The 26,699-nt window shown below is 72.2% G+C and carries 23 protein-coding genes; 10 read left to right on the top strand and 13 right to left on the bottom strand.

Annotation, left to right across the window (positions count from 1 at the left end; all coding sequences use genetic code 11):
* Positions 1-26 precede the first annotated feature (26 nt).
* Entirely contained in the window at positions 27-908 is an 882-nt protein-coding gene (locus AB0L06_RS16390) for an EamA family transporter (RefSeq protein WP_500231827.1), read from the top strand.
* A 62-nt stretch (positions 909-970) separates the two neighbouring features.
* On the opposite strand, the gene AB0L06_RS16385 is transcribed toward AB0L06_RS16390, so the two are convergent.
* Both AB0L06_RS16385 and AB0L06_RS16380 read right to left on the bottom strand, forming a co-directional pair.
* On the bottom strand, positions 971-2,629 hold the full coding sequence (locus AB0L06_RS16385) for an FAD-dependent monooxygenase (RefSeq protein ID WP_500231826.1): 1,659 nt from the start codon (positions 2,627-2,629) through the stop codon (positions 971-973).
* Positions 2,630-2,633: 4 nt separating this feature from the next.
* The gene (locus tag AB0L06_RS16380) at positions 2,634-3,593 is read right to left on the bottom strand and encodes an MBL fold metallo-hydrolase (RefSeq protein ID WP_500231825.1); all 960 of its coding nucleotides are present in this window, start codon (positions 3,591-3,593) and stop codon (positions 2,634-2,636) included.
* Positions 3,594-3,895: 302 nt separating this feature from the next.
* Here AB0L06_RS16380 and AB0L06_RS16375 point away from each other — a divergent pair, with 302 nt between their 5' ends.
* The 4 genes from AB0L06_RS16375 (at position 3,896) to AB0L06_RS16360 (ending at position 7,224) form a co-directional block, all read left to right on the top strand.
* The gene (locus tag AB0L06_RS16375; RefSeq protein WP_500231824.1) at positions 3,896-5,317 is read left to right on the top strand and encodes a hemolysin family protein; all 1,422 of its coding nucleotides are present in this window, start codon (positions 3,896-3,898) and stop codon (positions 5,315-5,317) included.
* Positions 5,314-6,348: a hemolysin family protein gene (locus AB0L06_RS16370; RefSeq protein ID WP_500231823.1), complete on the top strand. Its 1,035-nt coding sequence runs from the start codon at positions 5,314-5,316 to the stop codon at positions 6,346-6,348. The genes AB0L06_RS16375 and AB0L06_RS16370 overlap by 4 nt, the downstream gene beginning before the upstream one ends.
* 83 nt (positions 6,349-6,431) lie before the next feature.
* Entirely contained in the window at positions 6,432-6,665 is a 234-nt protein-coding gene (locus tag AB0L06_RS16365; protein ID WP_500231822.1) for an RNA polymerase subunit sigma-70, read from the top strand.
* A 4-nt stretch (positions 6,666-6,669) separates the two neighbouring features.
* Positions 6,670-7,224, top strand: a complete 555-nt coding sequence (locus AB0L06_RS16360) for a Clp protease N-terminal domain-containing protein (protein WP_500231821.1) — start codon at positions 6,670-6,672, stop codon at positions 7,222-7,224.
* Positions 7,225-7,260: 36 nt separating this feature from the next.
* Here AB0L06_RS16360 and AB0L06_RS16355 read toward each other — a convergent pair whose 3' ends face one another.
* Positions 7,261-9,750: a DEAD/DEAH box helicase gene (locus AB0L06_RS16355; RefSeq protein ID WP_500232190.1), complete on the bottom strand. Its 2,490-nt coding sequence runs from the start codon at positions 9,748-9,750 to the stop codon at positions 7,261-7,263.
* Positions 9,751-9,943: 193 nt separating this feature from the next.
* Between AB0L06_RS16355 and AB0L06_RS16350 the strand changes: the two genes are divergently transcribed.
* Positions 9,944-11,506: a restriction endonuclease gene (locus AB0L06_RS16350; protein ID WP_500231820.1), complete on the top strand. Its 1,563-nt coding sequence runs from the start codon at positions 9,944-9,946 to the stop codon at positions 11,504-11,506.
* Positions 11,507-11,548: 42 nt separating this feature from the next.
* Here AB0L06_RS16350 and gnd read toward each other — a convergent pair whose 3' ends face one another.
* Positions 11,549-13,006, bottom strand: a complete 1,458-nt coding sequence (gnd, locus tag AB0L06_RS16345) for an NADP-dependent phosphogluconate dehydrogenase (protein ID WP_500231819.1) — start codon at positions 13,004-13,006, stop codon at positions 11,549-11,551.
* A gap of 127 nt (positions 13,007-13,133) precedes the next feature.
* On the opposite strand from gnd, the gene AB0L06_RS16340 reads away from it, so the two are divergent.
* Positions 13,134-13,886: a beta-phosphoglucomutase family hydrolase gene (locus AB0L06_RS16340; protein ID WP_500231818.1), complete on the top strand. Its 753-nt coding sequence runs from the start codon at positions 13,134-13,136 to the stop codon at positions 13,884-13,886.
* On the top strand, positions 13,883-16,288 hold the full coding sequence (locus AB0L06_RS16335) for a glycoside hydrolase family 65 protein (RefSeq protein WP_500231817.1): 2,406 nt from the start codon (positions 13,883-13,885) through the stop codon (positions 16,286-16,288). Before AB0L06_RS16340 ends, AB0L06_RS16335 begins: the two co-directional genes overlap by 4 nt.
* Positions 16,289-16,389: 101 nt before the next feature.
* Here AB0L06_RS16335 and soxR read toward each other — a convergent pair whose 3' ends face one another.
* The 7 genes from soxR to AB0L06_RS16300 form a co-directional block, all read right to left on the bottom strand.
* Positions 16,390-16,938: a redox-sensitive transcriptional activator SoxR gene (gene soxR / locus AB0L06_RS16330; RefSeq protein ID WP_500231816.1), complete on the bottom strand. Its 549-nt coding sequence runs from the start codon at positions 16,936-16,938 to the stop codon at positions 16,390-16,392.
* A gap of 62 nt (positions 16,939-17,000) precedes the next feature.
* The gene (locus AB0L06_RS16325; RefSeq protein WP_500231815.1) at positions 17,001-17,567 is read right to left on the bottom strand and encodes a DUF421 domain-containing protein; all 567 of its coding nucleotides are present in this window, start codon (positions 17,565-17,567) and stop codon (positions 17,001-17,003) included.
* A 98-nt stretch (positions 17,568-17,665) separates the two neighbouring features.
* Positions 17,666-19,486 (bottom strand): phosphoenolpyruvate carboxykinase (GTP), encoded by a 1,821-nt coding sequence (locus AB0L06_RS16320; RefSeq protein ID WP_500231814.1) that lies wholly within the window; start codon positions 19,484-19,486, stop codon positions 17,666-17,668.
* 175 nt (positions 19,487-19,661) lie between these two features.
* Positions 19,662-20,798: an ABC transporter ATP-binding protein gene (locus tag AB0L06_RS16315; protein ID WP_500231813.1), complete on the bottom strand. Its 1,137-nt coding sequence runs from the start codon at positions 20,796-20,798 to the stop codon at positions 19,662-19,664.
* Positions 20,795-21,550 (bottom strand): ABC transporter permease, encoded by a 756-nt coding sequence (locus tag AB0L06_RS16310; protein WP_500232189.1) that lies wholly within the window; start codon positions 21,548-21,550, stop codon positions 20,795-20,797. Before AB0L06_RS16310 ends, AB0L06_RS16315 begins: the two co-directional genes overlap by 4 nt.
* Positions 21,551-21,624: 74 nt before the next feature.
* Entirely contained in the window at positions 21,625-22,401 is a 777-nt protein-coding gene (gene modA, locus AB0L06_RS16305) for a molybdate ABC transporter substrate-binding protein (protein WP_500231812.1), read from the bottom strand.
* A gap of 76 nt (positions 22,402-22,477) precedes the next feature.
* Positions 22,478-22,870 (bottom strand): helix-turn-helix domain-containing protein, encoded by a 393-nt coding sequence (locus AB0L06_RS16300; protein WP_500231811.1) that lies wholly within the window; start codon positions 22,868-22,870, stop codon positions 22,478-22,480.
* A 203-nt stretch (positions 22,871-23,073) separates the two neighbouring features.
* On the opposite strand from AB0L06_RS16300, the gene AB0L06_RS16295 reads away from it, so the two are divergent.
* The gene (locus AB0L06_RS16295) at positions 23,074-24,072 is read left to right on the top strand and encodes an alpha/beta hydrolase (RefSeq protein WP_500231810.1); all 999 of its coding nucleotides are present in this window, start codon (positions 23,074-23,076) and stop codon (positions 24,070-24,072) included.
* Positions 24,073-24,090: 18 nt separating this feature from the next.
* Positions 24,091-24,540: a PPOX class F420-dependent oxidoreductase gene (locus AB0L06_RS16290; protein ID WP_500231809.1), complete on the top strand. Its 450-nt coding sequence runs from the start codon at positions 24,091-24,093 to the stop codon at positions 24,538-24,540.
* Here AB0L06_RS16290 and AB0L06_RS16285 read toward each other — a convergent pair.
* Positions 24,537-25,949: an MFS transporter gene (locus tag AB0L06_RS16285; protein ID WP_500231808.1), complete on the bottom strand. Its 1,413-nt coding sequence runs from the start codon at positions 25,947-25,949 to the stop codon at positions 24,537-24,539. The two genes, AB0L06_RS16290 and AB0L06_RS16285, sit on opposite strands and share 4 nt — an antisense overlap.
* Before the next feature lie 89 nt (positions 25,950-26,038).
* Entirely contained in the window at positions 26,039-26,587 is a 549-nt protein-coding gene (locus AB0L06_RS16280) for a TetR/AcrR family transcriptional regulator (protein ID WP_500231807.1), read from the bottom strand.
* Between the last annotated feature and the right edge of the window lie 112 nt (positions 26,588-26,699).

Raw genomic sequence — 26,699 nt, 5'->3', positions numbered from 1 at the left:
GGCCGGCCCGCGCTGGAGTGAGGGGCATGACCACAGCGCTGGCAGTGATTTTCGCCGGGGTTCTCCACGCGACATGGAACGCGATCGCCAAGGGCGCCTCGGACCGGTGGGCGTCGTTCACCCTGATCGGCATCGGGCAGGCCATCCTGATCGTCCCCTTGCTGGGCCTCGTCCCCCTTCCGGCCGCGGCGGCCTGGCCGTGGCTGCTCGGGTCGGTGGCGATGCACCTGATCTACATGGGCCTGCTGCTCACGTCGTACCAGCTGGGCGACTTCAGCCAGGTGTACCCCCTCGCCCGCGGAAGCGCCCCGCTGGTCGTCGCACTGGTGGCCGCGACGGCCCTGCGCGAAAGCCTCACCTGGGTCCAGTTCGGCGGTGTCGCGGCGATCTGCGGCGGCCTGGCCGTCCTGGCCTTCACCACCCCCGGAACCGCTCCCGACACCGCTCCCGCGCCCGAGGCCGAGGTCGCGCGGCGGGTGCGGAATCCACGTGCGGTGGTGGCGGCGCTGACGACCGGCGTGTCCATCGCCGCGTACACCGTGCTGGACGGGATCGGGGTGCGGGCGGCGCACGGAGCGGCCGGGTACTCGACGTGGCTGTTCGCCTTGGAGGCGCCGCTGACGGTCGGGATCGTCCTGGCGCTGCGCGGGCGGAGGGTGCTGTCGGGCCTGCCCGCCCGGACGTGGGCGATGGGCCTGACGGGCGGCGTCCTGGCGATGACCGGGTACGGGATCGTCCTGTGGGCGCAGACGCGCGGCGCGCTCGCGGCCGTCGCGGCGCTGCGCGAGACCGGCGTCATCGCGGGCGCGGTGATCGGAGCGGTCTTCTTCGCCGAGCGCATGGGCGCGCGCCGCATCGCCGCCGCGTGCGTGGTCGCGGCGGGCGTCGTCCTCATCACCGGCACCTAGGGGCGTGCCTGGGCGTCGCGCAGTAGGGCAGGTGACTTTGAGACACGCCACTGGGGCGTGTCTCAGAGGTCGTGGCCGAGGGCTTTCCGGACGGCGGCGGCGACGGCTTCGGGGGTGGGGTTCTGGAGCGTGGCGGCGATGTGCGCGTCCGGGCGGACGACCCATAGTTCGCCCGGACGCAGGTCGGGCAGGGCCTTCCTGACCGCGGTCGGCTCCGGGCAGGTGACGGGCGCGGCGGTCGCCTTCTCGGCGGCGGCCAGGAGTTCGAGGTGCGGCAGGGACGGGTCGGCCAGCAGCGTGATGCCGCCGCGCAGGAGTTGGCGGAGCCGGGCGGGCCGTCCATCGCCGTGTCCCGGGACGGCCACGTCCGGGGCGGCGGCGGTCGGTGGCGGAGCGTTCTCGATGAGCGGGACGGCGGCGGGTGGGAGCGGCGCGTCCGGGACGACGGTGCCAGGGGCCACGGGCGGCGCGGTTCCGCGTGGCGGACGGCCCGTGCCCGGACGCGTCGGATCCGGGACGGTCAGGGGCGAGGAGTCGTACCAGAAGGGCTCGGCGAACCGTCCGGAGTCGATCTCGCCCGCGCTCGCCGGGTCGGCAGACGCGCGTTCGAGCACGTCCGCGCGGTGCGCGTGCTCCGCGGGCGTGGACGGCGCGAGGAAGCGCATGGTCGTCGCGGTGACGTCCAGGTTCTCCAGGGCGGCGGCGCGGCGCTCGGTGTCGTAGGTGTCGAGGATCGCGGGCGGGGACCAGCCTCGCACCGCGAACGCGACCTTCCAGGCGGCGTTCTCGGCGTCCGGAACGCCCGAGTTGAGGCCGCGCGCGCCGAACGGCGCGTACACGTGCGCGGCGTCCCCGGCGAGCAGGACGCGTCCGACCGCCATCCGGGACGCGACGCGCGAGTGGAACCGGTACTCCGACGCCCACAGCACCTCGTACGGCCGCTCCCCGACGACCTGCCGGATGCGGGCGTCGAGGCGTCCGTCGGCGCGCTCCGCCTCGAGGTCGAAATCAGGCGGCACCTGCCAGTCGATCCGGTACACCGAGTCCGGACAGGGATGGATGAGCACCTGCCGTCCGGGGTTCCACGGCGGGTCGAAGTGGAAGTGCCGCTCGGTCTCCCGGCCGGGCCAGTCCGTCCGCAGGTCCACGATGAGGAAGCGGTCGCCGCCGTCCTCCCCCGGGAACGCCACACCGAGCGCGTCACGCAACGCGCCGGAGTGCCCGCCCGAACAGACCACCGCGTACGACCCGGTCACGGCCTCGTCGTTCGCGCAGTGCGCGGTGACGCCGGACGGGTCCTGTTCGAGGCCGGTGACCTCGTGGTCCCAGAGGGTCGTGATGTGGGGGTCGGCGTCGGCGAGACCCTGGAGCACGTCCTCGGTGCGGCTCTGCGAGATGTTGACGAAGGGCGGCAGCGGCCCGGCGGCGGCGAACCGCCACGAGGTCACCTCACGGCCGCGGTGGAAGACGCGGCCGGTCGTCCAGGTCAGGCCCTCGTCGGTGATCCTGTCCGCGCCGACCGACGACCAGATGTCCAGGACGTCGCGCTGCTGGCAGATCGACCGCGACCCGATCGCCGTCCGCCCCGCGTGGCTTTCCAGCACGGCGACCCGCAGCCCCCAGCGCGCGAGCAGCAGCGCCGTCGTCAGCCCCACGGGCCCGGCGCCCACGACCAGCACGGGCGCGACCGGCTCCATCCCAGCGCTCTCCGATGCGGACATGGGATCAGTCCTGGAGCTCGGCCCAGACCTGGCGGTCCCGTTCGGCGGTCCAGATGCGAGGGCGCTCGATGCCCTCCATCTCGTCCCAGAGGCGGGAGACGTCGAAGGGCAGGCAGTGTTCGAAGATGGGCCAGCCGCCGTAGGACGGTTCGAGCGCGGCGTGGACGGCGGTGAACGCCTCGCGCAGCGTCCCGCCGCGTTTCCGCACGTCACCGACCTCGCGAAGCATCGTCTCCAGGAAGTCGCGGGTCTGGCCGATCGCGGCGCGCACGGCCTCGCGCCCGTGCGCGACCGCCCCGCGGCCGCCGATCAGGGCGTCCGCGCCGAACGAGGCGACCTGGTCGAGGGTCGACCCCGCCCAGTCGCCGTGGAAGGCGTCGCCGGTGTAGAGCGCGGCCTGCGTCTCGACCAGGTCGCCCGCGAACAGGACGCGGTGCCGGGGCAGCCAGGCGATGATGTCGCCCTCGGTGTGCCCGCGTCCGCAGTACCGCAGCTCCAGCGTCCCCCGGTCCCCGCCGAGGTCGATCGTCATGCCCTGGGAGAAGGTGGTGGTCGGCCAGGTCAGGCCGGGGATGCTCGCCGGGTCCTTGAACAGCCGGGGCATCCGGCCGTACTCCGACTCCCAGTCCTGCCTGCCGCGCTCGGCGATCAGCTCCCGGGTCTTGTCGTGGGCGATGATCGAGGACGTCCCGAAGGCGCTCGCGCCGAGCGTCCGGACGGCGTGATAGTGCGACAGGACCAGATGCCTGATCGGTTTGTCCGTATGCGCCCGCAGCACCATCAGCCAGTCGCGGGCGGCCGTGGGGGTGGCGAGCGCCTCGAAGCAGACCACGAAGTCCTCGCCCTCGATCGCCCCGACGTTCGGATCGCCCTCGGCGGTCAGCGCGTACACACCGTCCGCGAGGATCTCCAGGGTCTGGGGCTTGGCGGACATGTCGGCGGACGACGCGAACGGCTTGGGCATCGTTGCCCCTCGCTCTCTTCTTGGCACCCGGCTCGGGAGGACGACCTCGCGCGGGACGCGGCGGGGGACCGTCGACGCCGAGGCGAAGGTTTCATTCCACGGCCGGACGGCCGGTAACCACGATTCCCGCCCGTCCCGATCCGGTCCCCCGAGCGCCTCCGCCACACGTCCTCCGACGCCTGCGATCGGGGTCCCGGCCCAGGCGGCGGGCCGCGGAGGCCCCCGAGGGTGGGAAGATCCAGTTCGGGGAACGTACCGGGGATCTGTGCGCGCGGACGGGTGGCGCGCGGGAGGAGGGCGGGATGACCGCGGCGCTCGGACTGCTCGCGGTCCTGCTGCTGACGGCGGCGACCGGATACTTCGTCGCGCAGGAGTTCGCGTTCGTGACCGCGGACCGGCCGGTGCTGGCGGAGCGCGCGGCGGACGGCGACCGGGCGTCCGAGCGCGCGATCCAGGTGATGGAGCGGCTGTCGTTCATGCTGTCGGGCGCGCAGCTCGGCATCACGGTGACCGCGCTGGTCGTCGGCTTCATCGCCAAGCCCGCGCTCGCCGACCTGCTCGCCCCGGCGCTGCGCGCGGCGGCCGTCCCGGAGGGCGCGGTCGGCGGGATCTCGGTGACCGCCGGGTTCGTCCTGGCCACGGTGATCCAGATGGTGCTGGGCGAGCTGTTCCCCAAGAACCTGGCGCTGGCCCGCGCGGAGCGGCTGGCCCGGGCCCTCGCCCCGTCGACGCTGGTGTACCTGACCGTCGCGGGTCCGCTGATCCGGCTGTTCGACGCGGCCGCGAACCGGCTCGTCCGGGCGGCCGGGATGGAGCCGGTCGAGGAGCTGCACCACGGCGCGACGCTGGAGGAGCTCGGGCACATCATCGGCGAGTCCGGCGAGCAGCTCGGCGACAGCCAGGCCGACCTGCTGGAACGCGCCCTGGAGTTCTCCGAGCGGGACGCCGAGGAGGTCATGGTCCCCCGCGTGGACGTCGTGACCGTCCCGGCCGACGCCCTCGCGTCCGACGTGACCGGCCTCGTCTCCGAGCACGGCCACTCGCGCTACCCGGTGGTCGGCGACAGCGTCGACGACATCCTCGGCGTGGTCGGCCTGGACGACCTGATCCGGCTCGGCGCCGACCAGGCGCGGCACACCCCGGTGCGCGAGCTGGTCCGTCCGGCGGTCCTGCTGCCGTCGTCGCTGCCGCTGCCGCAGGTGGTCGCCGAGCTGCGCCGGCACGGCGATCCGCTGGCCTGCGTGGTGGACGAGTACGGCGGCTTCGCCGGTCTCCTCACCTGGGAGGACGTCGCCGAGGAGCTCGTCGGGGAGATCGCCGACGAGATCGACGCGGACCCCGACCTCGCCATCCGCTCCGGCGCGTGGTGGACGACCGACGCGGGCCTGCGGGTGGACGAGGTGGAGCACGAGACCGGCATCGACCTCCCCGAGGGCGACTACGAGACCGTCGCGGGCCTGCTCCTCCAGCGCCTCGGACGGGTCGCCGAACCGGGCGACGTCGTCCGCATCCGGCTGCATCCGGAACGGCTGAACGATCCGCCACTGGAGGCCGTCGTCGAGGTGCTGACCATCCACCGGCACGTCCCGGAGATGATCCGCGTCTGCGTCGTCCCCCTCGGCGGACCCCCGCCCGCGACCGACCTCGGCAAACCGAACGGAAACGGACGCCGCGGGGACGGGAAGCCGTCCGCCGGACGGAACGGGAAGGGCGGCGAACGATGAGTCTTCCGGTCGGCCTGCTGTTGACGCTGGCGCTGCTGGCGGGGAACGGGTTCTTCGTGGCGTCGGAGTTCGCGCTGGTCGCGGCCCGGCGGCCCCGCCTGGAGAAGGCGGCGGCCGAGGGCGACCGGAAGGCCGCGTCGGCGGTCTCGGGGATCCGGGAGCTGTCGCTGATGCTGGCCGGGGCGCAGCTCGGCATCACGATGTGCTCGCTGGGCCTCGGCGTGGTGTCCGAGCCGGTGTTCGCGGAGACGCTCGCGACGCTGTTCCACCACGTCGGAGTGCCGGCGGGCGCGGCGCATCCGGTGGCGTTCGTGCTGGCGCTGGCGTTCGTGACGTTCCTGCACATGGTGCTCGGCGAGATGGCGCCGAAGTCGTGGGCGATCATCGATCCGGAGCGGTCGGCGACCCTGCTCGCGCCGCCCTTCCGGGGGTTCGCCCGGTTCGTCCGTCCCGCGCTGGCGGCGCTGAACGGGCTGACGAACCTGCTGCTGCGGCTGGTCGGCGTCCGGCCGAAGAACGAGGCGGAGCAGTCCCGCACCCCCGAGCAGCTGCGCAGCCTGGCCGTCGAGTCGCGGCGGCTCGGGCTGATCGCGGAGACCGACCTGAACCTGCTGACCGCCGCCCTGGACGCGCCGCGCGCGCCGCTCGCCGGGCTGGTGATCCCCACCGCGCGGATCGTGTCGGTGCCCGCGGCGGCGTCCCCGCAGGACGTCATCGACGCCGCCGTCCGCACCGGGCACACCCGCCTGGTCATCGCGGACCCGGCGGTCACGGCGGGAAGCGGCGGGCCCGCGCGGATGGTGCACGTCCGGGACGCCTATCTGGCCCGTGCGCGCGACCTGGAGACGCCCGCCGGCGAGCTGGCGCACCCGATGCCCCGACTGTCGCTGGCGACCGCGGTGGCCGAGGCGGTCGCGGTCCTGCGCGACGAGCACAGCCACCTGGGCCTGGTCCTGCGCGAGGACGGCCACACCGTCGGCATGGTCAGCCTGGACGACCTGCTCACCACCCTCCTCGCCCCCGCGACCTGAGCCCCCCGGACCACCGCCCGCCCACCACAGCCAATTCGTCAACCCTTGTTGACATGCCCAGCACGTCAACCTACATTGACAGAATGAGCGACGGAGTGAGGCTCGCCCAGGAGGCGAGCAGCCGGGACCCGGCCGTCGGCCTGCGGGCCGTCCGCGCGCTGCGCGACCTGGCCGAACGGCTGGAGGCGCTGCAGGTGGACAACGCCCGGGAGCAGGGCTGGTCCTGGCAGGAGATCGCGGTCTGCCTCGGCGTCAGCCGGCAGGCCGTCCACAAGAAGCACGGCGGGGGACGCCGCATCCTCAGGAAGGACGGCTAGAGAGATGTTCGAACGCTTCAGTGCCGAGGCCCGCGAGGTCGTGAAGGCCGCGCAGGAGGAGGCCCGCAGCCGGGGCGACCGGGGGATCGGGACCGAGCACCTGCTGTTCGCCCTCACCCGCGACGAGGGCCCGGCGGGCGAGGCGCTCCGCGGCTGCGGCGTGTTCCGCGGCGCCGCCGGGGACGCCGTGGACGCGCTGCCCGACCGGGACGGCCTGGACGGCGACGCCCTGCGCGTCCTCGGCATCGACATCGACGCCGTCCGGGACGCCGCCGAGGACGCCTTCGGCCCCGGCGCCCTGGACGCCCCGCGCGGCCCCCGCCGGGGCCGCTCCCCCAAGGGCCACATCCCGTTCAAGCCGGAGGCGAAGAAGACGCTGGAGCTCGGCCTCCGGCAGTCCCTGCGGCTCAAGCACGACTACATCGGGTCGGGGCACCTTCTGCTGGCCCTGCTGCAGGACCAGCGTTTCCCGGCCACCCGCGCCCTCAGCGGGGCGGGCGTGAACCTCGACGCCCTCCGCGACGACGTCACCCGCCGCATCCCGCCCCGGGCCGCCTGACCCGCGTGCGCGCGGGCCAGGCGAGGGAAGCGGTGCTCAGAGGCGGTCGACGGCGGTGACCCGGATGACCGCCTCGCCCGCCTGGTCGGACCCGGCGAGGTCGACCTCGGCGCTGACGCCCCAGTCGTGGTGGCCCTCCGGGTCGTCGAAGACCTGGCGGACGCGCCACAGCTCGTCCTCCGGGACCTCCTCGATCTGGAGCAGCTTCGGGCCGCGCGCGTTCGGGCCCGTCAGCAGCTCGTCGTGCTCCTCGAAGTAGCCGTCCATGGCGTCGGCCCAGGCATCCGCGCCGAAGTCCGGGTCGAGCTCGCCGAGATCCCGGTAGTGCTCCAGCGCGGCCAGCTCCACCCGCCGGAACATCGCGTTGCGGACCAGCACCCGGAACGCGCGCGTGTTGGCGGTGACGCGGGTGACCCGCTCCTCGAAGGCGACCGCGAGGTCGTCGTCGGACGGGTTGGCGAGCTGCTCCCACTCGTCCAGCAGGCTGGAGTCGACCTGGCGGACCAGCTCGCCCAGCCACTCGATCAGGTCGATCAGGTCGTCGTTCTTGATCGACTCGGGGACGGTCTGCTGGAGCGCCTTGTACCCGCCGGACAGGTAGCGCAGCAGCAGGCCCTCGGTGCGCGCCAGGTCGTAGTGGCCGATGTACTCGGTGAAGGTCATCGCCCGCTCGTACATGTCCCGGACGATCGACTTCGGGCTGAGCGGGTGGTCGCCGACCCACGGGTGGCCCGCCCGGTACACCTCGTAGGCGGCCTCCAGCTGCTCCTCGAGGGGCTTGGGGTAGCTGACCTCCTGGAGCAGCTCCATCCGCTCCTCGTACTCGATGCCCTCGTTCTTCATCTCCTGGACGGCCTCGCCGCGCGCCTTGTTCTCCTGCGCGGCGAGCACCTGGCGCGGGTCGTCCAGGGTGGACTCGATCACCGACAGGACGTCCAGCGCGTACGTCGGGGAGCCGGGGTCGAGGATCTCGAACGCGGCCAGCGCGAACGCCGACAGCGGCTGGTTGAGCGCGAAGTCCTCCTGGAGGTCGACGGCGACCCGGGCGTAGCGGCCCTGCTCGTCCGGCTCCTCCAGGGCCTCCACGACGCCCCCGGCCAGCAGCGACCGGTAGATCGCGATGGCGCGGGAGATGTGCCGCCGCTGGGAGGCGCGGTCCTCGTGGTTGTCGGTGAGCAGGCTCTTCATCGCCTGGAACGCGTTGCCCGGACGGCCGATCACCGACAGCAGCATCGCGTGGCTGACCTGGAACCGGGACATCAGCCGCTCCGGCTCGGCCACCTGGAGCTTGGCGAAGGTCTCCTCGTCCCAGCCGACGAACCCCTCCGGCGGCTTCTTCCGCTGCACCTTGCGCCGCTTCTTCGGGTCGTCCCCGGCCTTGGCGAGGGCCTTCTCGTTCTCCACCACGTGCTCGGGGGCCTGGGCGACGACGTACCCGATGGTGTCGTACCCGGCGCGCCCGGCGCGTCCGGCGATCTGGTGGAACTCGCGGGCCCGCAGCCGCCGCACGCGGTGCCCGTCGTACTTGCTGAGCGCGGTGAACACGACCGTCCGGATCGGGACGTTCACCCCGACGCCGAGCGTGTCGGTCCCGCAGATGACCTTGAGCAGCCCGGCCTGCGCCAGGCGCTCGACCAGCCGCCGGTACTTCGGCAGCATCCCGGCGTGGTGCACCCCGATGCCGTGCCGGACGAACCGGGACAGATTGCGCCCGAACCGGGTGGTGAAGCGGAAGTTGCCGATCAGCTCGGCGATCTTCGCCTTCTCCTCCTTGGTGCAGACGTTGATGCTCATCAGCGACTGCGCCCGCTCGACCGCCGCCGCCTGCGTGAAGTGCACCAGGTAGATCGGCGCCTTCTGCTCGCCGAGCAGGTGCTCGATCGTCTCGTGCAGCGGCGTGATCCGGTACTCGTACTTCAGCGGGACGGGCCGCTCGGACGAGGTGACCAGCGCGGTCGTCCGGCCCGTCCGGCGGGAAAGGTCCTTGCGCAGGAAGTCGACGTCGCCGAGCGTCGCCGACATCAGCAGGAACTGCGCCTGCGGCAGTTCCAGGATCGGCACCTGCCAGGCCCAGCCGCGCTCGGGCTCGGCGTAGAAATGGAACTCGTCCATGACGACCACGCCGATGTCGGCGTCCCGGCCGTCCCGCAGCGCGATGTTGGCGAGCACCTCGGCGGTGCAGCAGATGATCGGCGCGTCCGGGTTGACCGAGGCGTCCCCGGTCATCATCCCGACGTTCTCCCGGCCGAACATCTCCACCAGGTCGAAGAACTTCTCCGAGACCAGCGCCTTGATCGGCGCGGTGTAGAACCCCACCTGGTCCCGGCCGAGCCCGGCGAACAGCGCCCCGGCCGCCACCAGCGACTTCCCCGACCCGGTCGGGGTGGCCAGGATCACGTTGTTCCCGGAGACCACCTCGATCAGCGCCTCCTCCTGCGCCGGATACAGCGTGATCCCCCGTCCCGACACCCATCTCTCGAACGCCTCGAAGAGGCTGTCGGCATCGGCGTCGTTTCCGGAAGGCATCTGGTCGAGAAGGTTCACACAACCATCCTGCCCCTCCCCGCGCACTGCCCACGCCAAATCACCACCCCGAAGCCCCCTCTCCCCCGCACAACTCCCGTGTCAGGCCTGGTACTCATTTCCGTTGTCCGCCCCGACACTCTGAGTTAGCGTCACGTCAGCGCCTTCTGACAAAGCAACCGATCGGGAGCCCCCCATGTCGCCTGGCCAGTCGTCCTACCGGGAGTGGGAGAGGGAACGCAAAGCCCAGCAGCGCGAGGAGGAACGGGAGCGAAAGCGCGCGGAGCAGGCACGCAAGACCCAAGAACGCGCTCGCGTCCAGGCCGAGGCCGATGAGCGCGACCGGCGGGCCACCGCCTGGACGGCCGATCTGGAACGGAGGGTCGCCGGACTCCAGACGCTGCTTCGGGACGGCCTGACGCGCGACCCTCGTGTCGATCTGGCGCGCATGCGCCGGAGTCCCCAGGTCCCGCCCCTGGATCTCGGCCCTCTCTCCCACGCGGAGGCTCCCCCGGCCTGGGAGCACTTCGCTCCGCCCCCACCCGGCCCGCTCTCAGTGATCTTCGGCGGGCGCAGCCGCCACGAGGCCGAGGTCCAGGCGGCCGAGCGGCGGCATGCCCACGCCACCGAGCAGTATGAGCAGCGGAAGTCCGAGCGGCAGCGGCAGATCACCCGGGCACGGGAGCGGCACGCCGCGCACGTCGCCGAGGCCGAGCGCGCCGCCGCGGAGGAGAACGCCGAGCTCGACCGCATCGAGGCCGGGCTGGCCGTCCGGGATCGGCACGCGGTCAGCGAGTACCTGGAGATGGTGCTGCGCTCGTCGCCCTATCCAGAGGGGTTTCCGGCCGAGCGCCACGCCGGCTATGTGCCGGAATCCTCGCTGCTCGCGATCGAGTGGTACCTGCCGCCGTTCGAGATCGTCCCTGAGGACAAGTCCTTCCGGCACATCAAGACACGCAGCGCCGTCGAGCCGGTGGCGCGGCCGCTGGCGGAGCGGCGGCGGATCTACCAAGGGCTGATCGCGCAGGTGGCGCTTCGCACGCTGCACGAGGTGTTCGCCGCCACCCCGGCGGAAGCGGTCAGCACAGTGGTCTTCAACGGCCGCGTCCACGCCGTCGATCCGGTGACCGGGCAGCGGATCGAGCCCCACCTCATCACCCTGCGCGCGACACGGGAGCAATTCGAGCCGCTGGTGCTGGGCGAGCCGCGATTCCAGCCGATCGAGTGCATCCGCAGGCACTTCTTCGCGGACGTCTCCCCGCACCCCGACGAACTGACCGCGGTCGAACCCGTCATGCCGTACAGCATGGCCGACCCACGCGCCGTCGATCCGGTGGACGTCATCTCCGACATCGACAAACGCCCCAACCTGCTCGACCTCGCCCCCAAGGAATTCGAGGCGTTCATCCAGAACCTGTTCTCCAAGATGGGCTTTGACACCCAGCTGTTCCAGGCCAGCGGCGACGGCGGGGTCGACTGCGTCGCCTACGACCCGCATCCGATCACCGGTGGAAAGTTCATCATCCAGGCGAAGCTCTACACGAGAACGGTTGAACCGACCCACGTCCGTGACCTCTGGGGGACGGTGCAACACGAGGGCGCGACCAAGGGGATCATGATCACGACATCCGGGTACGGCCCGGACAGCTACAGCTTCGCCAACGGCAAACCCCTCAACCTCATCGACGGGACAGGCCTCCTCGCCCTATGCCACCAGCAGGGCATTCCAGCGCGCATTCTGCCTCGCAAGAAGAAATAGCCCCTGCCCGCAAGCAGGGGCCCTTCGAGTTCGCGGCAGGCCTCAGGCGGTGATCTCCTTGCGGGGGGATTCGGCCCAGAGGGTGTGGAAGGCGCCCTCCTTGTCGGTGCGGTGGTAGGTGTGGGCGCCGAAGAAGTCGCGCTGGGCCTGGATCAGGGCGGCCGGCAGGCGGTCGGCGCGGAGCGAGTCGTAGTAGGCCAGGGCCGCGGCGAAGCCGGGGGCCGGGATGCCCTCGCGGACGGCGATGGAGACCACCTCGCGCCAGGCGTCCTGGGCGTCGGCCAGGGCCTCGGCGAAGTCGGGCGTGGTCAGCAGGGTCGGGGTCGCCGGGTCGGCGGCGTAGGCGGCGCGGATCCGGTCGAGGAACTTCGCGCGGATGATGCAGCCGCCGCGCCAGATGGCGGCGGTCGCGCCGAGGTCGATGTCCCAGTCGTACTCGGCGCTGCCGGCCTGGATCTGGTTGAAGCCCTGCGCGTAGGCGACGATCTTGGACGCGTAGAGGGCCTTCTCGACCTTGTCGGCGAACGCGTCGCGGTCGGCGACCGGGGTCCGGGACGGGCCGGGCAGGGCGCGGGCCGGCTCGCGCAGGTCGGAGTGGCCCGAGGTGGAGCGGGCGAAGACGGCCTCGGCGATGCCGTTGACCGGGGCGCCGAGGTCGAGGGCGGTCTGGACGGTCCAGCGGCCGGTGCCCTTCTGCTCGGCCTGGTCCAGGACGACGTCCACGAACGGACGGCCCGTCTCGGGGTCGGTGTGCGCGAGGATGTCGGCGGTGATCTCGATCAGGTAGGAGTCGAGGCGGCCGGTGTTCCAGGTGCGGAAGATCTCGGCGAGCTCGGCCGGCTCGAAGCCGCCCGCGTTCCGGAGCAGGTCGTAGGCCTCGGCGATGAGCTGCATGTCGGCGTACTCGATGCCGTTGTGCACCATCTTGACGAAATGTCCGGCGCCGTCCGGGCCGATGTGGGTGGTGGCCGGGTCGCCGTTCACCTTGGCGGCGATGGACTCGAACAGCGGGCGCAGCGCCTCCCAGGACTCGGCGGAGCCGCCCGGCATGATGCTCGGGCCGTTCAGCGCGCCCTCCTCGCCGCCGGACACGCCCGCCCCGACGAAGTGCAGGCCGCGCTCGCGGAGCGCGGCCTCCCGGCGGCGGGTGTCGAGGAAGTGCGCGTTGCCGCCGTCCACGATGATGTCGCCCGGCTCCAGGAGCGCGGCGAACTCCTCGATCACCGCGTCGGTGGGCGCGCCCGCCTTCACCATCACGACCACGCGCCGTGGACGCTCGAGCGACGCGACGAACTGCTCCGCCGTCTCCGCCGGCAGGAACGTCCCCTCGTCCCCGAACTCCTCGACGAGCGCCTTCGTCCGCGACTCCGTTCGGTTGTGCACCGCGACCGTGTAACCATGGCGCGCGAGATTCCTGGCCAGGTTGCGGCCCATGACGGCCAGGCCGGTGACACCGATGTTCGCCTTCTGAGTGCTGGTCACTTGGTTTTCCTCACTCATCGTCTGCATCCCCCGACGGGTGTACTACCCGTCTGTTCGGGCAACCCGGCGGCGAGCGTCCTTGTTCCGGGTATGTACTGGACCACGGGGAAGGCGTGATCAAGAAGCCTACGACTTAGGGGAAACATTGCTGGGACTACCGGAGGGGGTCGAGGCGTGCCTGTTCGACCTCGACGGAGTACTGACCGCGACGGCCGCCGTGCACGCCGCGGCATGGAAGCAGATGTTCGACGCGTTCCTGAAGGACTGGGCGCTGCGGCACGGTGAGCCGTTCGTGCCGTTCGACATCCGGACCGACTACGGCCCGTACGTGGACGGCAAGAAGCGCGAGGACGGCACCCGCTCGTTCCTGGAGTCGCGCGGCATCCACCTGCCCGAGGGCTCGCCGGACGACCCGCCGAGCGCCGAGACCGTCCGCGGGCTCGGCAACCGCAAGAACGAGCTGGTGCTCAAGCTCATCGACGAGGACGGCGTCCAGGTGTTCCAGGGGTCGGTGGACTTCGTCCGCGCGGCCCGCGACGCCGGGCTGAAGACCGCGGTCGTGTCGTCCAGCGCCAACACCGTGCAGGTCCTGAAGGTCGCGGGCATCGCCGACCTGTTCGACGCCCGCGTGGACGGCGTCGTCGCGGCCGAGCGCAAGCTGCCGGGCAAGCCCGCTCCGGACACCTTCCTCGCCGGGGCCGAGGCGGTGGGCGTCCCCGCCGGCCGCGCGGTCGTGTTCGAGGACGCGCTGGCCGGTGTCGAGGCAGGTCACCGCGGGAAGTTCGCCTATGTCGTCGGGGTCAACCGGCTGGACGCCGACCACGCCGCCGGCCTGCGCGAGCACGGCGCGGACATCGTCGTGAACGACCTCTCCGACCTTCTCAAGGAGGACCAGTGACCGAGACCGAGGCCCGCGCGTCGGGCGGCCAGCAGCCCCAGTTCCTGGTCGAGCCCTGGTGCGTGCGCGAGCCCGAGCTGCGCCTGGACCGGCTGGCCCAGAGCGAGTCGGTCTTCTCGCTGTCCAACGGCCACCTCGGCCTGCGCGGCAACCTGGACGAGGGCGAGCCGCACGGCCTTCCCGGCACCTACCTGAACTCGTTCTACGAGCGGCGTCCGCTGCCGCAGGCCGAGGCCGCCTACGGCGTGCCCGAGACCGGGCAGACCGTGATCAACGTGACGAACGGGAAGGTCATCCGCCTGCTGGTGGACGACGAGCCGTTCGACGTCCGGTACGGGCGGGTCCACTTCCACGAAAGAGTCCTGGACCTGCGCGCCGGAACGCTGTCCCGGGACGTGGAGTGGACGTCCCCGGCGGGCCGCCGAGTCAAGGTCACCTCGACCCGGATGGTGTCGCTGACGCAGCGCGCCGTCGCCGCGATCTGCTACGAGGTCGAGGCGGTGGACGACCCGGTCCGGATCGTCCTGCAGAGCGAGCTCGTCGCGAACGAGGCGCTGCCCGACCTCGGCAAGGACCCCCGCACCAGCGCGATGCTCGAGCAGCCGCTGGTGTCGGAGGACCACATGTCCAACGGGCACCGGGTCGTCCTGGTGCACCGCACCCGCGAGAGCGGGCTGCGGATGGCGGCCGGGATGTCGCACGAGGTCACCTGCCCGGACGCCGCCGACCACGCGCTGGAGAGCCTGCCCGACATCGGCCGGCTCACCGTCGCGACCCGCCTCAAGCCCGGCGAGAAGCTGCGGATCGTCAAGTACATGGCGTACGGATGGTCCAGCCAGCGGTCCCGCTCGGCGCTGAACGACCAGGTCGTGGGCGCGCTCGCGGCGGCCCGGCAGACCGGCTGGGAGGGGCTGCTGAAGGAGCACCGGGAGTTCCTGGACGACTTCTGGGAGGGCGCGGACGTCGAGGTCGACGGTGACGCGGAGGTCCAGCAGGCCGTCCGGTTCGCGCTGTTCCACATCCTCCAGGCAGGCGCGCGGGCCGAGCGCCGGATGATCCCGGCGAAGGGCCTGACCGGGCCCGGCTACGACGGGCACTCGTTCTGGGACACCGAGACGTTCGTCATGCCCGTCCTCACCTACACCTATCCGGACGCGGTCGCCGACGCGCTCGGCTGGCGTCACATGACACTGCCGCTCGCAAAGGAACGCGCGGGCCAGCTCGGCCTGTCCGGCGTGGCGTTCCCCTGGCGGACGATCCGGGGCCAGGAATGCTCCGGCTACTGGCCCGCCGGAACCGCCGCGTTCCACATCAACGCGGACATCGCCGACGCGGTCGTCCGCTATCTCGACGCCACGCGCGACGAGCAGTTCGAACGCGAGGTCGGCCTGGAGATCCTGGTGGAGACCGCGCGGCTGTGGCGCGGCCTCGGCCACCACGACGTCGAGGGCGTGTTCCGCATCGACGGCGTCACCGGCCCGGACGAGTACACGGCCATCGTGGACAACAACGTCTACACCAACCTCATGGCCCGCCGGAACCTGGTCGAGGCGGCCGACACCGCCATGCGCCACCCGGACGTCTCCGACCGGCTCGGCGTCACCACCGAGGAGGCCGCGTCCTGGCGGGACGCGGCCGACCGCATGCGCATCCCCTACGACGAGCGGCTCGGCGTCCACCCCCAGTGCGACGGGTTCACCAACCACGCGCGCTGGGACTTCGCCTCCACCAAGCCCGACCAGTACCCGCTGCTGCTGAACGTCCCGTACTTCGACCTGTACCGGAAGCAGGTCGTCAAGCAGGCCGACGTCGTGCTGGCGCTGCATTTGTGCGGGGAGATGTTCACACCCGAGCAGAAGGCGCGCGACTTCACCTACTACGAGGCGCTGACCGTCCGGGACTCCTCGCTGTCGTCGCAGACGCAGGCCGTCGTCGCGGCCGAGTGCGGGCACCTGGAGCTCGCGCACGACTACCTCGGCGAGACCGCCCTGATGGACCTGCACGACCTGAACCGCAACACCCGCGACGGCCTGCACATCGCGTCCCTCGCGGGCGCGTGGACCGCGCTGGTCGCCGGCTTCGGCGGCATGCGCGCGAGCCGCGGCAGCCTCCGGTTCGCGCCGCGCCTCCCCGGCGGCATCAGCCGCCTGGCGTTCCGCATGCGCTACCGCGACAACCTGATCAAGGTCACCGTCACCGGCGAGACCGCCACCTACGAGCTCCTGGACGGCCCCGGCCTCGTCCTCGGCCACCACGGCGTGGACTTCCACCTCGAGAAGGAGCCGGTCGAGCGCGAGATCGCCCAGGAACCCGCCCCCACCCCGCCCGTCCAGCCCGCCGGCCGCGAGCCCATCCCCCGCCGCATGGACCCCCACGACCGCAGCCGCCGCCGGGTCCGCTGACCCGCAGCGCCGCGATCACCTGCGCCGCGTCCGGACCGAGCCGTCCGGACGCGGCGCCCGTGTTTCAGCGGGTCGTCGGTGTTTCAGCAGGCCTCGGTGGGTCAGCCGGCCTCGGCGCAGGGGTTGCCGGGGGTGGCGCAGGGGTTGACGGCCGCGGCGGCGGCCTGGCCGCCCGGCTTGGCCCGGTCGCGGTGGCGTTCGACGAGGAGGCGGCGGGGGCCGGGGCCCTCGTCGCCGAGGCGGTCGTAGGGGTTGGCGAGGGCGCAGGTCTTGATGGACAGGCAGCCGCAGCCGATGCAGTCGGTGAGGTCGTCGCGCAGTTTCTCCAGTTGCGCGATGCGGTCGTCCAGTTCCGAGCGCCAGGTCTCGGAGAGGCGGGCCCAGTCCTCGGCCGTGGGGGTGCGCTCCTCGGGGAGGGTCGAGAGGGCCTCGCGGATCCGGTCCAGGGGGATGCCGACGCGCTGGGCGACCTTGACGAACGCCACGCGGCGCAGCGTGTCCCGGGTGAAGCGACGCTGGTTCCCGGCCGTCCGGCGGCTGCTGATCAGCCCCTTGGACTCGTAGAAGTGCAGGGCGGACACCGCGACCCCGCTGCGCTCGGCGAGCTGCCCGACGGTCAGCTCATGGACCCTGAACTCCAACCTCGACATACCCGCGAGGGTACTTGGCCGCGCCACCCGGCCGCCTCGGCCGGACGCCTTGGCAGGACGCCTCACTTGGCCGCGAGGGCGGCCAGGTGGGCCTCGATCCGCTCCAGCCGGGCCCGCAGGTCGTCCATGTCGGCCTTGTCGGCGGACTGCTCGGTCTCCCGCAGCCGGACGACCAGGGCCCCCTGGGGCTCCAGCGTGACGACCCTGGTGTCGTGGACGCCGTCGCCGCCCTGCTCCAGGATGCCCTGCACGATCTCCGGCTTGCCGAGGCCGAGCCGGAACAGCGTGCGCTCACGCCACTCCCCGTTCCACACCAGGATGCTCGAACTCCCGTGGACGAGCCGGTGCAGCCACGGCACCGCCAGGGCGAGCCGGACGAACACCGCGTTCGCCCCGACCAGCAGGATCGCGCCGAGCGCGCCGCCCCACAGCGAGTTGTCGGGCCCGATGATGGCGTTCTGGACGACGTTCGACAGAAGCAGCATCACCACGAAGTCGAAGCCGTTGAGCTGGGCGAGCTCGCGTTTCCCGGCGAGCCGCAGCAGCGCCACGATGAGCAGGTAGACCGCGAAGGTTCGGATCACCTTGTCGGCCACGGGGATCTCGATGTGCATCAAGTCGTGCCACATGCGCCCGACCCTAATCACGCCAAAGGGGCCGCGTCCGGCAGGACGCGGCCCCTTCGGTCACGAGATCACGCGGGGGGTCACCCGCGATCCACGCGGAATCACTCGCCGAGGCGGTTCACCAGCGCCTCGTACTCGGCCCACAGCTCCTTGGGCAGGTGGTCGCCGAAGGTCTCGAAGTGCGCCGGGACCAGGGCGGCCTCCTGCTTCCAGACCGCGGTGTCCACGGTCAGCAGGGTGGTGAGGTCCTCGTCGGACAGGTCGAGACCGGAAAGGTCGAGGGCGTCGCGGGTCGGCAGGTGGCCGATCGGGGACTTGGCGGCGTCGGCCTTGCCGTTGAGCCGGTCCACGATCCACTTCAGGACGCGGCTGTTCTCGCCGAAGCCCGGCCAGATGAACTTGCCGGCGGCGTCCTTGCGGAACCAGTTGACGTAGTAGATGCGGGGCAGCTTCTCCACGTCGGTGGAACGGCCGATCTTCAGCCAGTGGGCGAAGTAGTCGCCCATGTTGTAGCCGCAGAACGGCAGCATCGCGAACGGGTCGCGGCGCAGCTCTCCGACGGTGCCCTCGGCGGCGGCGGTCTTCTCGGACGCGATGTTCGCGCCGAGGAAGACGCCCTGCTGCCAGTCGAACGACTCGGTCACCAGCGGCACGGCGGTCGCGCGGCGGCCGCCGAACAGGATCGCCGAGATCGGCACGCCGTTCGGGTCCTCCCACTCCGGCGCGATGATCGGGCACTGCCCGGCCGGGGTGGTGAAGCGGGCGTTGGGGTGCGCGGCCGTGACGCCCGACTCGGGCGTCCAGTCGTTGCCCTTCCAGTCGGTGAGGTGCGCGGGCGGCTCGTCGGTCAGGCCCTCCCACCACACGTCGCCGTCGTCGGTCAGCGCCACGTTGGTGAAGATGGAGTTGCCGTGGAAGGTCTTCACCGCGTTGGCGTTGGTGGCCTCGCCCGTGCCCGGCGCGACGCCGAAGAACCCGGCCTCGGGGTTGATCGCGTAGAGGCGGCCGTCCTCGCCGAACCGCATCCAGGCGATGTCGTCGCCGATGGTCTCGACCTTCCAGCCCGGGATGGTCGGCTCGAGCATGGCGAGGTTGGTCTTGCCGCAGGCCGACGGGAACGCGGCCGCGACGTAGCGGGTCTCGCCCTCCGGCGGGGTGAGCTTGAGGATGAGCATGTGCTCGGCGAGCCAGCCCTCGTCGCGGGCCATCGTCGAGGCGATGCGCAGCGCGTAGCACTTCTTGCCGAGCAGCGCGTTGCCGCCGTAGCCCGAGCCGTAGGACCAGATCTCACGGGTCTCGGGGAAGTGCGAGATGTACTTGGTGGAGCTGCAGGGCCACGGGACGTCCGCCTGGCCCGGCTCCAGCGGCGCGCCCACCGAGTGGACGGCCTTGACGAACGAGCCGCGCTCCTCGATCAGGCGCAGCGCGCCCTCGCCCATCCGCGTCATGATCCGCATGGATACGGCGACGTACGGCGAGTCGGTGATCTCGACGCCGAGCTGGGAGATGTTGCCGCCCAGCGGGCCCATGCAGAAGGGCACCACGTACATGGTGCGGCCCTTCATCGCGCCCTTGAACAGGTCGGCGAAGGTCGCCCGCATCTCCGCCGGGGCGACCCAGTTGTTGGTCGGGCCGGCGTCCTCCTCCTTCTCGGAGCAGATGAAGGTGCGGTCCTCGACGCGGGCGACGTCCGACGGGTCGGACGCGGCGTAGAAGCTGTTGGGGCGTTTCGCCGGATTGAGCCGCTTGAAGGTGCCCTGCTCCACGAGGAGTGAGGTCAGGCGCTCCCATTCCGCGCCCGAGCCGTCGCACCATTCGACGCGCTCGGGCTGGGTCAGCTCGGCGATCCCGCGCACCCAGTCCACGAGCTCGCGGTGACTGGTCGGGGCCTTGTCGAGGCCGGGGATCTCCTGGTTGGACACGGGCAACTCCTTCAGCTGTTCGCAGGATGTTTGCATCATGAGCAAATCCCGCGGCTTTTTCCATTTGGTCTGGACCAATCCAGAGGAGTTTTGGGGCATGCTGAGCCCATTTGTGATTGATGTCACCGGGAATCGGCCCTGTCCCGAGGGCTCGCTCGACCGCTGACGCACCCGCTCAAGCGGGGTATACCCGCACTTCCGTGGCCTTAACGGAGGCCCAGACCGGGCTGCCCTCGGTGAGACCCAGATCGGCCACGGCGGCGGCCGTCACGTCCGCCGACACCTGTGGACCGTTCTGTCCGAATTCGTCCGATCTGGACCCCGGCCCGTCCGGGCCCGCGGCGTCCAGGCGGATCCGGAAACGGTCTCCACGGCTCTCAACTGCGGCGACACGGGCCTTCCAGAGGTTCCGGGGGCTCCCGTCGGGGCGGGACCGGTACAGCGCGACGGCGGATGGCTCGAAAGCGAGAAATACATCACCCTCGGGTGAGGTGACGGCGTCGATCTTCAGGCTCCCGTCCGCGAGGGCGACGGATCCCCCGTCCGCGCGGCCCCGGAAGAGGTTCAGCCCGACGAGCCGCGCCACGTAGGGGGTGCGGGGGTGCCGGGCGACCTCGGCGGGGGCGCCCTCCTGGACGAGCCGTCCGTCCTCGATCACGACGAGGCGGTCGGCGAGGGTCAGCGCGTCCAGCGGATCATGGGTCACCATCACGGCCGCGCCCGCGAACCCGGCGAGGTGGCGGCGCAGCGCCGCCCGCACCTCGAGCCGCGTGTGGGCGTCGAGGGCGGAGAGCGGCTCGTCCAGCAGCAGAAGCCCAGGCCGGACGGCCAGTGCCCGCGCCAGCGCGACCCGCTGCGCCTGTCCTCCGGAGAGGGCGCGCGGACGGGCCGAAACCTGCTCCGCGAGCCCGACGTGCTCTAGCCACTCGGCGGCCCTGCGGCGTGCCTCGCGCTTGCCCGTCCCCTGCGCGCGCGGCCCGAAGGCCACGTTCTCCAGGGCGGACATGTGCGGGAAGAGCAGGTACTCCTGGAAGACCATGCCGACACCGCGCTTGTCCGGCGGCAGGCTGGTGAGGTCGCGCCCGTCCACGCGGACGTGGCCGTCCGCGAGCGGGGTGAGCCCGGCGAGGGCCCGCAGGGCGGTGCTCTTGCCCGCGCCGTTCGGGCCGAGCAGCGCCACGACCTCGCCCGGCGCGGCCCGCAGGACGAGATCGAGATCGAACCGGGAACGGCGGACGACGAGCCGGGCGTCCAGCCCTTGGCCGTCGGGCCCTGGGCCGTCCGTCAGGCGGCGGTCGGTGGAGGCGGTCATGCGGCGCCCGTCCAGCGGTCGCGGAGGCCGACGAGGACGGCCACCGACACCACCAGGAGCACCAGGCTGAGCACGATCGCGGCCTGCGGATCGGTCTCCAGGGCGAGGTAGACGGCCAGCGGCATGGTCTGGGTGCGTCCGGGGAAGTTGCCCGCGAACGTGATCGTCGCGCCGAACTCGCCGAGCGCGCGGGACCAGCACAGCACCGCGCCCGCCAGGACGCCGGGCGCGGCCATCGGCAGCGTGACGCGGCGGAAGACCGTCCAGCGCCCGGCGCCGAGCGTGGCCGCGGCCTCCTCGAAGCGGGCGTCGGCGGCGCGCAGGGCGCCCTCCACGCTGATCACCAGGAACGGCATCGCCACGAACGTCTCGGCGAGCACCACCCCGGACGTGGTGAACGGCAGGGTGATCCCGAACCCGCGGTCGAGCCACTCCCCCACCAACCCGCGCCGGCCGAGCACCAGCAGCAGCGCGACGCCGCCGACGACCGGCGGCAGCACCAGCGGGACGGTCACCAGCGCCCGCACCAGCCGGACGCCGGGGAACGGCACCCGCGCCAGCAGCCACGCCAGCGGCACCCCGAACAGCAGGCACAGTCCGGTCGCGATCGTGGCACTGACCAGCGACAACCGCAGCGCCTCCAGCACCTGCGGCTGGGCGAGCCGGGTCCCGAGCGTCCCCCAGGGCGCCCGGGCGAGCAGCCCGACCAGCGGCAGCACCAGGAACACCAGGCCGACCAGCGCGGGCAGCATCAGCACGAGCGGCGGACGTCCCGCCGTCCGGTCCACCGCGTCCCTCTGCCGCGTCCGCCGCCCGCGCAGAACGGTCACGGCGACTCGAACCCCGCCTCGCTCAGCGCCGCCTTCCCCTGCGGCGACAGGACGAACTGGACGAACTCCCTGGCCGTCGCGGACTGCGGGGCCTTCGCCAGCGCCGCGATCGGATAGGAGTTGACCGCCTCGGCCGCCTCGGGGAACTCGATCCCCTCGACCTGCCCGGCGGCGGACTTGGCGTCCGTGCGGTAGACGAGCCCGGCGTCCGCCTCACCGAGCCGGACCTTGGTCAGGACGGCCTTGACGTCCTGCTCCTGCGAGACCGGCTTGACCGTGAGGTTCGCGGCGGCGAGCGCCTGCTTCGCGGCGGCCCCGCACGGCACCTGCTCGGCGCACAGCACGACCTTCAGCTTCGGCGCGGCCAGGTCGGCGAGCGCGCGGACCTTGCCCGGATCGCCCTTGGGAACGGCGATGACCAGGCGGTTCCTGGCGAACACGGTCGGCTGCCCGGCCGCGTCGCCCGCGTCCGAGACGGTCTTCATCGTCGTGCCGCTGGCGGCCGCGAACACGTCGGCGGGCGCGCCCTGCGTGATCTGCTGGGCGAGCGTCGAGCTGCCGCCGAAGTTGAACCGGACCCTCAGCCCGGGATGCGTCCCCTCGAAGTCCTTCCCGAGCCGCGTGAACGTCTCGGTGAGTGAGGCGGCGGCGAACACGGTCAGCGTCCGGCCGGGCGACCCGCCGGACGAGCCGTCCTTGGTGTCGCCGCAGGCCGCGGCGAGGGCCACCAGGGGCAACGCCGCCAGCGCGGCCACGGATACGCGTCTCAGCACAGGGACTCCCAGGGGGTTTCGGCGAGGGGTTCGCGGAGGGGTTCTCGGGCCGGGGGCAACCCCCGTCGGGCCGGGGTCAGCCCCCGTCGGGCCGCTCGACGACCACGGTGGTGGACTTCACGACGGCCTCGGCGACCACGCCCACCTCCAGGCCCAGTTCCTCGGCGGCCTCGCGGCTCATCAGCGACACGATCCGGAACGGCCCGGCCTGGATCTCGACCTTGGCCATCACCGTGTCGAGCACCACGTCGGTGACGATGCCGCGCATCCGGTTCCGCGCGGAGGAGAAGCTCTCCCCCGGTTCCCGGGCCTGCCCGCGGACGAAGGCGGCCAGCTCGGCCCCGGGAACGATGCGGTGCCCGTGCTCGTCCCGGACGGCGGGCAGCCGCCCTCCGTCCACCCACCGGCGCACGGTGTCGGCGCTGACCCCGAGCAGGGACGCGGCCTCGCTGATCCGGAAGTTCGTCACGCGGAACACCCTAAACCCTCGCATCTGCGACCCACATCCGGAGTATCACCAAGAAGGTGCGAGGTGAACAAGGGGCAGGCTCTCGCGTCTGCGATGCCGACACGAACCCCTCGGGCATCGAAGCGACCGCTTGTTCCGTCCGCCGGCCGGGTGGGACGATCAGAATCGCGTTCGGAAACGGCGCAGGGAGCGAGGGAGTGGACGTGACGCGTGCGGAACCCACCACGCTGGTGATCGACAGGCGCGGGACGGCGAGCCTGCGGTCGCGGGCCGTCGCGGCGGGCGTGCGCGGCCTGGTGCGTCCCCGGCTGGCGAAGGCCGCCGGGCGTCCGCTCGCCGGGAAGGCCCTGCGTCGGGCCGCCGCGCTCGACAGGCTCGCCGGACGGGCCCGTCCGCCGCGCGGGACGCGGGTCGAGCCGGTCCGGTTCGACGGCTTCCGCGCCGAGTGGACGCACGGTCCCGGCATCGGACGCGACCGCGGCAAGGCGATCCTCTACCTGCACGGCGGCGGGTGGATCTGCTGCGGCCTGAACACGCACCGCCGGATGGTGTCCCGGTTCAGCGCGGCCGCCGGGGTCCCGGCGCTGTCGGTCGACTACCGCATGATCCCGGCCGTCCGGTTCGAGGAGGAGGTCGAGGACTGCCTGACCGCCTACCGGAGCCTGCTCGAGGACCGCGACGCCTCGGACATCGTGATCATGGGCGACTCGGCGGGCGGACACCTGACCTTCGCGACGGCCCTGCGCGCCCGCGACGAGGGACTCCCCCTGCCCGCCGCGCTGGTCGCCCTCTCCCCGATGCTCGACATGGACCTCGGCGCCAAGCTCGCCCACGCGAACACGCGGCTCGATCCGTCCGCGCCGGGCCCGCTGCTGGAGCGCCTGGTGGCGGACTTCCTCCCCCACCTCGACCTCACCGACCCGGCGGTCTCGCCGATCCGCGCCGACCTGACCGGGCTGCCGCCCGTCCTGCTGACGGCGGGCTCGACCGAGCTCCTGTACACCGACTCCGAGACCATGGCCCGACGGCTCGTCCGGGCGGGCGTCCCGACGACCCTCCAGGTCTGGCACCGGCAGATCCACGTGTTCCAGATGTTCGGCCCGCTGCTGCCGGAGTCCCGCGCGGCGATCGCCGACATGGGCGCGTTCGTCCGCCGCGCGCTCGCCGGCCCCCGGGACGGGGTTGACCTCAAGACACGTTGAGGTTCTAGCGTCGGAAGCATGACGACCACATCGAGCACATCCGCCACGTCGCCGTTCACCGAGGTCGAGCGCGCCTACCTCGCGACGCAGCGCCTCGGCCGGTTCTCGACCGTCGCCCCCGACGGGACGCCGAACACGCGTCCCGTCGGGTTCCGGCTGAACAAGGACGGCACGATCGACATCGGCGGCCCGAACAACGCCGCCAGCCGCAAGTACCGGAACGCCAAGGACCACCCGGAGGTGTCGTTCCTCGTGGACGACATGACCTCCCCGGACGACCCCGACGCCGTCCGCCCCGGCTGGGGCCGCGGCGTCGAGATCCGCGGCCGCGCGGAGCTGGTCAAGGGCGAGATGCACATCGGGAAGGGCTTCTTCAGCGACGACCTGATCCGCGTCCACCCGACCCGGATCATCTCCTGGCACATCGACCCGGACAACCCGGACGGAAGCGCCCGGACGGTCGCCTAGACGCGCTCCTCGTGCCGCTCCGCCTCGGCCGCGACGGAGGCGTCCGCCGCGCGAGGACCGCGCAGGGTGAGCGCGACCGCCGCTCCGACCAGCGTGAGCGCGGCGGCGAGCCACCCGGCCATGCGCAGGCCGCCGACCGTGGCGGCGCCGCCCGGCCCGTCGTTGATGACGGCGACCAGCGCCGCCAGGCCCACCGCGCTGCCGATCTGCTGCGTGGTGGACGCCATCGCGGACGCGATGCCCTGCCGCTCCGGCGCGACACCCGTCGACGCCGCGACGAACATGGCGGTCCAGGCGACGCCCTGGCCGAGGCTGATCAGCACGATGCCGGGCAGCAGCGCCGCGTATGTGCCGTGCGGCGAGACGGCCAGCCCGAACGCGACCATGCCCGCCGAGCCGAGGACAAGGCCGGTCAGCAGGGTCGTCCGGGTACCGGCGCGGACGAGCAGCCACGCGCTCAGCCGGGTCCCCACGAGCCCGACGAGCCCGCCGGGCAGGAAGGCCAGCCCGGTCGCCATCGCGCCGAAACCGCGAAGGTCCTGCAGGTAGACGGTCAGGATGTAGTACTGCGCGCCGAACGCGCCCATGAAGACGAACGTGATCACCATGGCGGCGGTGAGGCTGCGGTTGGTCAGCAGCCGCAGCGGCATCAGCGGCTCGTCCGCCCGGGCCTCGATCACGACGAACAGCCCGATCAGCGCCGCGGCCACCACCAGCGAACCGACGGTCCCGGCCGAGGCCCAGCCCGCCTCCGGCCCCTGGACCAGCGCGAACACCAGAAGCGTCGACCCGAGCGTCGAGGTCAGCGCGCCCGGCAGGTCGAACCCGCCGCGTCCGACCGTCCGCCGGTCTACCGGAATCAGGACGAACGCCGCGACCGCCGCACCCAGCGCCAGCGGGACGTTGACGAAGAACACCGACTCCCACCCCAGACCGCTCGTCAGGACGCCGCCGAGCAGCGAACCGAGCGCCAGGCCGACGCCTCCCGCGCCGCCCCAGATCGCCAGGGCCCTCCCCCGCGCGGGCCCTTCCTCGAACGTGGTGGTGATCAGCGAGAGCGTGGCGGGCAGCAGCAGCGCCCCGCCCAGCCCCTGGACCGCCCGCGCCGCGACCAGCAGGCCCGGCGTGGACGCCAGGCCGCCCACCAGCGACGCGATCCCGTAGAGGGCCAGCGCGAGGGCGAACATCCGGCGCCGTCCGAGCCGGTCGGCGGCCCGTCCGCCCAGCAGCAGGAACCCGCCGAACGCGACGGCGTAGGCGCTGACGACCCACTGCTGCGACTGCGCCGAGAAGCCCAGCTCGCGGCCGATCCCGGGCAGGGCCACGTAAACGATGTTGAAGTCGATCGCGCTGATGAACTGGGCGAACGCCAGCAGCGCCAGGATCGGTCCGGTCCGTGATCGGGACATGGGGGTTCCCTCCAAAGATAGAGTGATTGACCACTCACACTTGAGCCCAAAAAGAAGGCCGCCGAAGCGGCCCTGGTCGCAGGAAATGATCAGCCGAGCAGCGTCCGCGCCCAGGGCGCGTCCACCTCACCCGCGTCGATGCCGGCCAGCACGTTCGACAGCAGCCCGTCGCCGAAGAACCGCCGGATCTCCTCGTCGGACGCCCCGGAGGCCGCCCGCACGTACTCCACCTGCTTGGCGTAGCAGACGCGCACCGCCTCCCGGATCGCCGGCTCGGCGCTCGCGCACGCGGCGTGCAGCAGCACCAGCAGCAGGTCGCGATCGTCGATGAGCCGCGCGTAGGCCCCCGCCATCGCGGCGAGCACCACGGCGGGCTCCGTGCCGCCCGCCCGGGCGGCCCCTTCGGCGTGACACTCGCGGATCCGGTCCGAGCAGTGGTCCACCACCGCCACGAACAGCGCCTCCTTGTCCGGGAAGAGCCGGTACAGGTAGGACTGCGAGATCCCGGCCGCCTTCGCGACCTCGGTCGTCGTCGTCCCGTAGTACCCCCGCGCCGCGAACGCCTTGATCGCCGTCCGCAGCACGGTCCCGCGCCGCTCCTCGGCGGTCGACAGCCGCCGCGCCCCCGTCATCGACATGTGAGTAATAAACCACTCACACTTCCCCGGGTCAACCCGGGCCCGAGGGCGGAGCCCCTGGCCGGACGCACGGACGTCGTCCAGGCCAGGTGCCGTCCCCACTCCGAGCCCG

The sequence above is a fragment of the Spirillospora sp. NPDC052269 genome (assembly GCF_040679435.1).
Lineage (GTDB): Bacteria > Actinomycetota > Actinomycetes > Streptosporangiales > Streptosporangiaceae > Spirillospora.
The sequence above is the reverse complement of the archived record's forward strand: the minus strand, read 5'-3'. Positions and strand labels throughout refer to the sequence as shown.

Excerpts from the sequence above, each read along its gene's own strand:
- AB0L06_RS16315 (WP_500231813.1), bottom strand. The coding sequence starts at position 20,798 with ATGACCGCCTCCACCGACCGCCGCCTGACGGACGGCCCAGGGCCCGAC.
- AB0L06_RS16370 (WP_500231823.1), top strand. The coding sequence starts at position 5,314 with ATGAGTCTTCCGGTCGGCCTGCTGTTGACGCTGGCGCTGCTGGCGGGG.
- soxR (WP_500231816.1), bottom strand. The coding sequence starts at position 16,938 with ATGTCGAGGTTGGAGTTCAGGGTCCATGAGCTGACCGTCGGGCAGCTC.
- AB0L06_RS16365 (WP_500231822.1), top strand. The coding sequence starts at position 6,432 with ATGAGCGACGGAGTGAGGCTCGCCCAGGAGGCGAGCAGCCGGGACCCG.
- AB0L06_RS16355 (WP_500232190.1), bottom strand. The coding sequence starts at position 9,750 with ATGCCTTCCGGAAACGACGCCGATGCCGACAGCCTCTTCGAGGCGTTC.
- AB0L06_RS16350 (WP_500231820.1), top strand. The coding sequence starts at position 9,944 with ATGTCGCCTGGCCAGTCGTCCTACCGGGAGTGGGAGAGGGAACGCAAA.
- AB0L06_RS16325 (WP_500231815.1), bottom strand. The coding sequence starts at position 17,567 with ATGTGGCACGACTTGATGCACATCGAGATCCCCGTGGCCGACAAGGTG.
- AB0L06_RS16385 (WP_500231826.1), bottom strand. The coding sequence starts at position 2,629 with ATGTCCGCATCGGAGAGCGCTGGGATGGAGCCGGTCGCGCCCGTGCTG.
- AB0L06_RS16390 (WP_500231827.1), top strand. The coding sequence starts at position 27 with ATGACCACAGCGCTGGCAGTGATTTTCGCCGGGGTTCTCCACGCGACA.
- AB0L06_RS16290 (WP_500231809.1), top strand. The coding sequence starts at position 24,091 with ATGACGACCACATCGAGCACATCCGCCACGTCGCCGTTCACCGAGGTC.
- AB0L06_RS16360 (WP_500231821.1), top strand. The coding sequence starts at position 6,670 with ATGTTCGAACGCTTCAGTGCCGAGGCCCGCGAGGTCGTGAAGGCCGCG.
- AB0L06_RS16285 (WP_500231808.1), bottom strand. The coding sequence starts at position 25,949 with ATGTCCCGATCACGGACCGGACCGATCCTGGCGCTGCTGGCGTTCGCC.
- AB0L06_RS16280 (WP_500231807.1), bottom strand. The coding sequence starts at position 26,587 with ATGTCGATGACGGGGGCGCGGCGGCTGTCGACCGCCGAGGAGCGGCGC.
- gnd (WP_500231819.1), bottom strand. The coding sequence starts at position 13,006 with ATGAGTGAGGAAAACCAAGTGACCAGCACTCAGAAGGCGAACATCGGT.
- AB0L06_RS16310 (WP_500232189.1), bottom strand. The coding sequence starts at position 21,550 with ATGCTGCCCGCGCTGGTCGGCCTGGTGTTCCTGGTGCTGCCGCTGGTC.
- AB0L06_RS16380 (WP_500231825.1), bottom strand. The coding sequence starts at position 3,593 with ATGCCCAAGCCGTTCGCGTCGTCCGCCGACATGTCCGCCAAGCCCCAG.
- AB0L06_RS16375 (WP_500231824.1), top strand. The coding sequence starts at position 3,896 with ATGACCGCGGCGCTCGGACTGCTCGCGGTCCTGCTGCTGACGGCGGCG.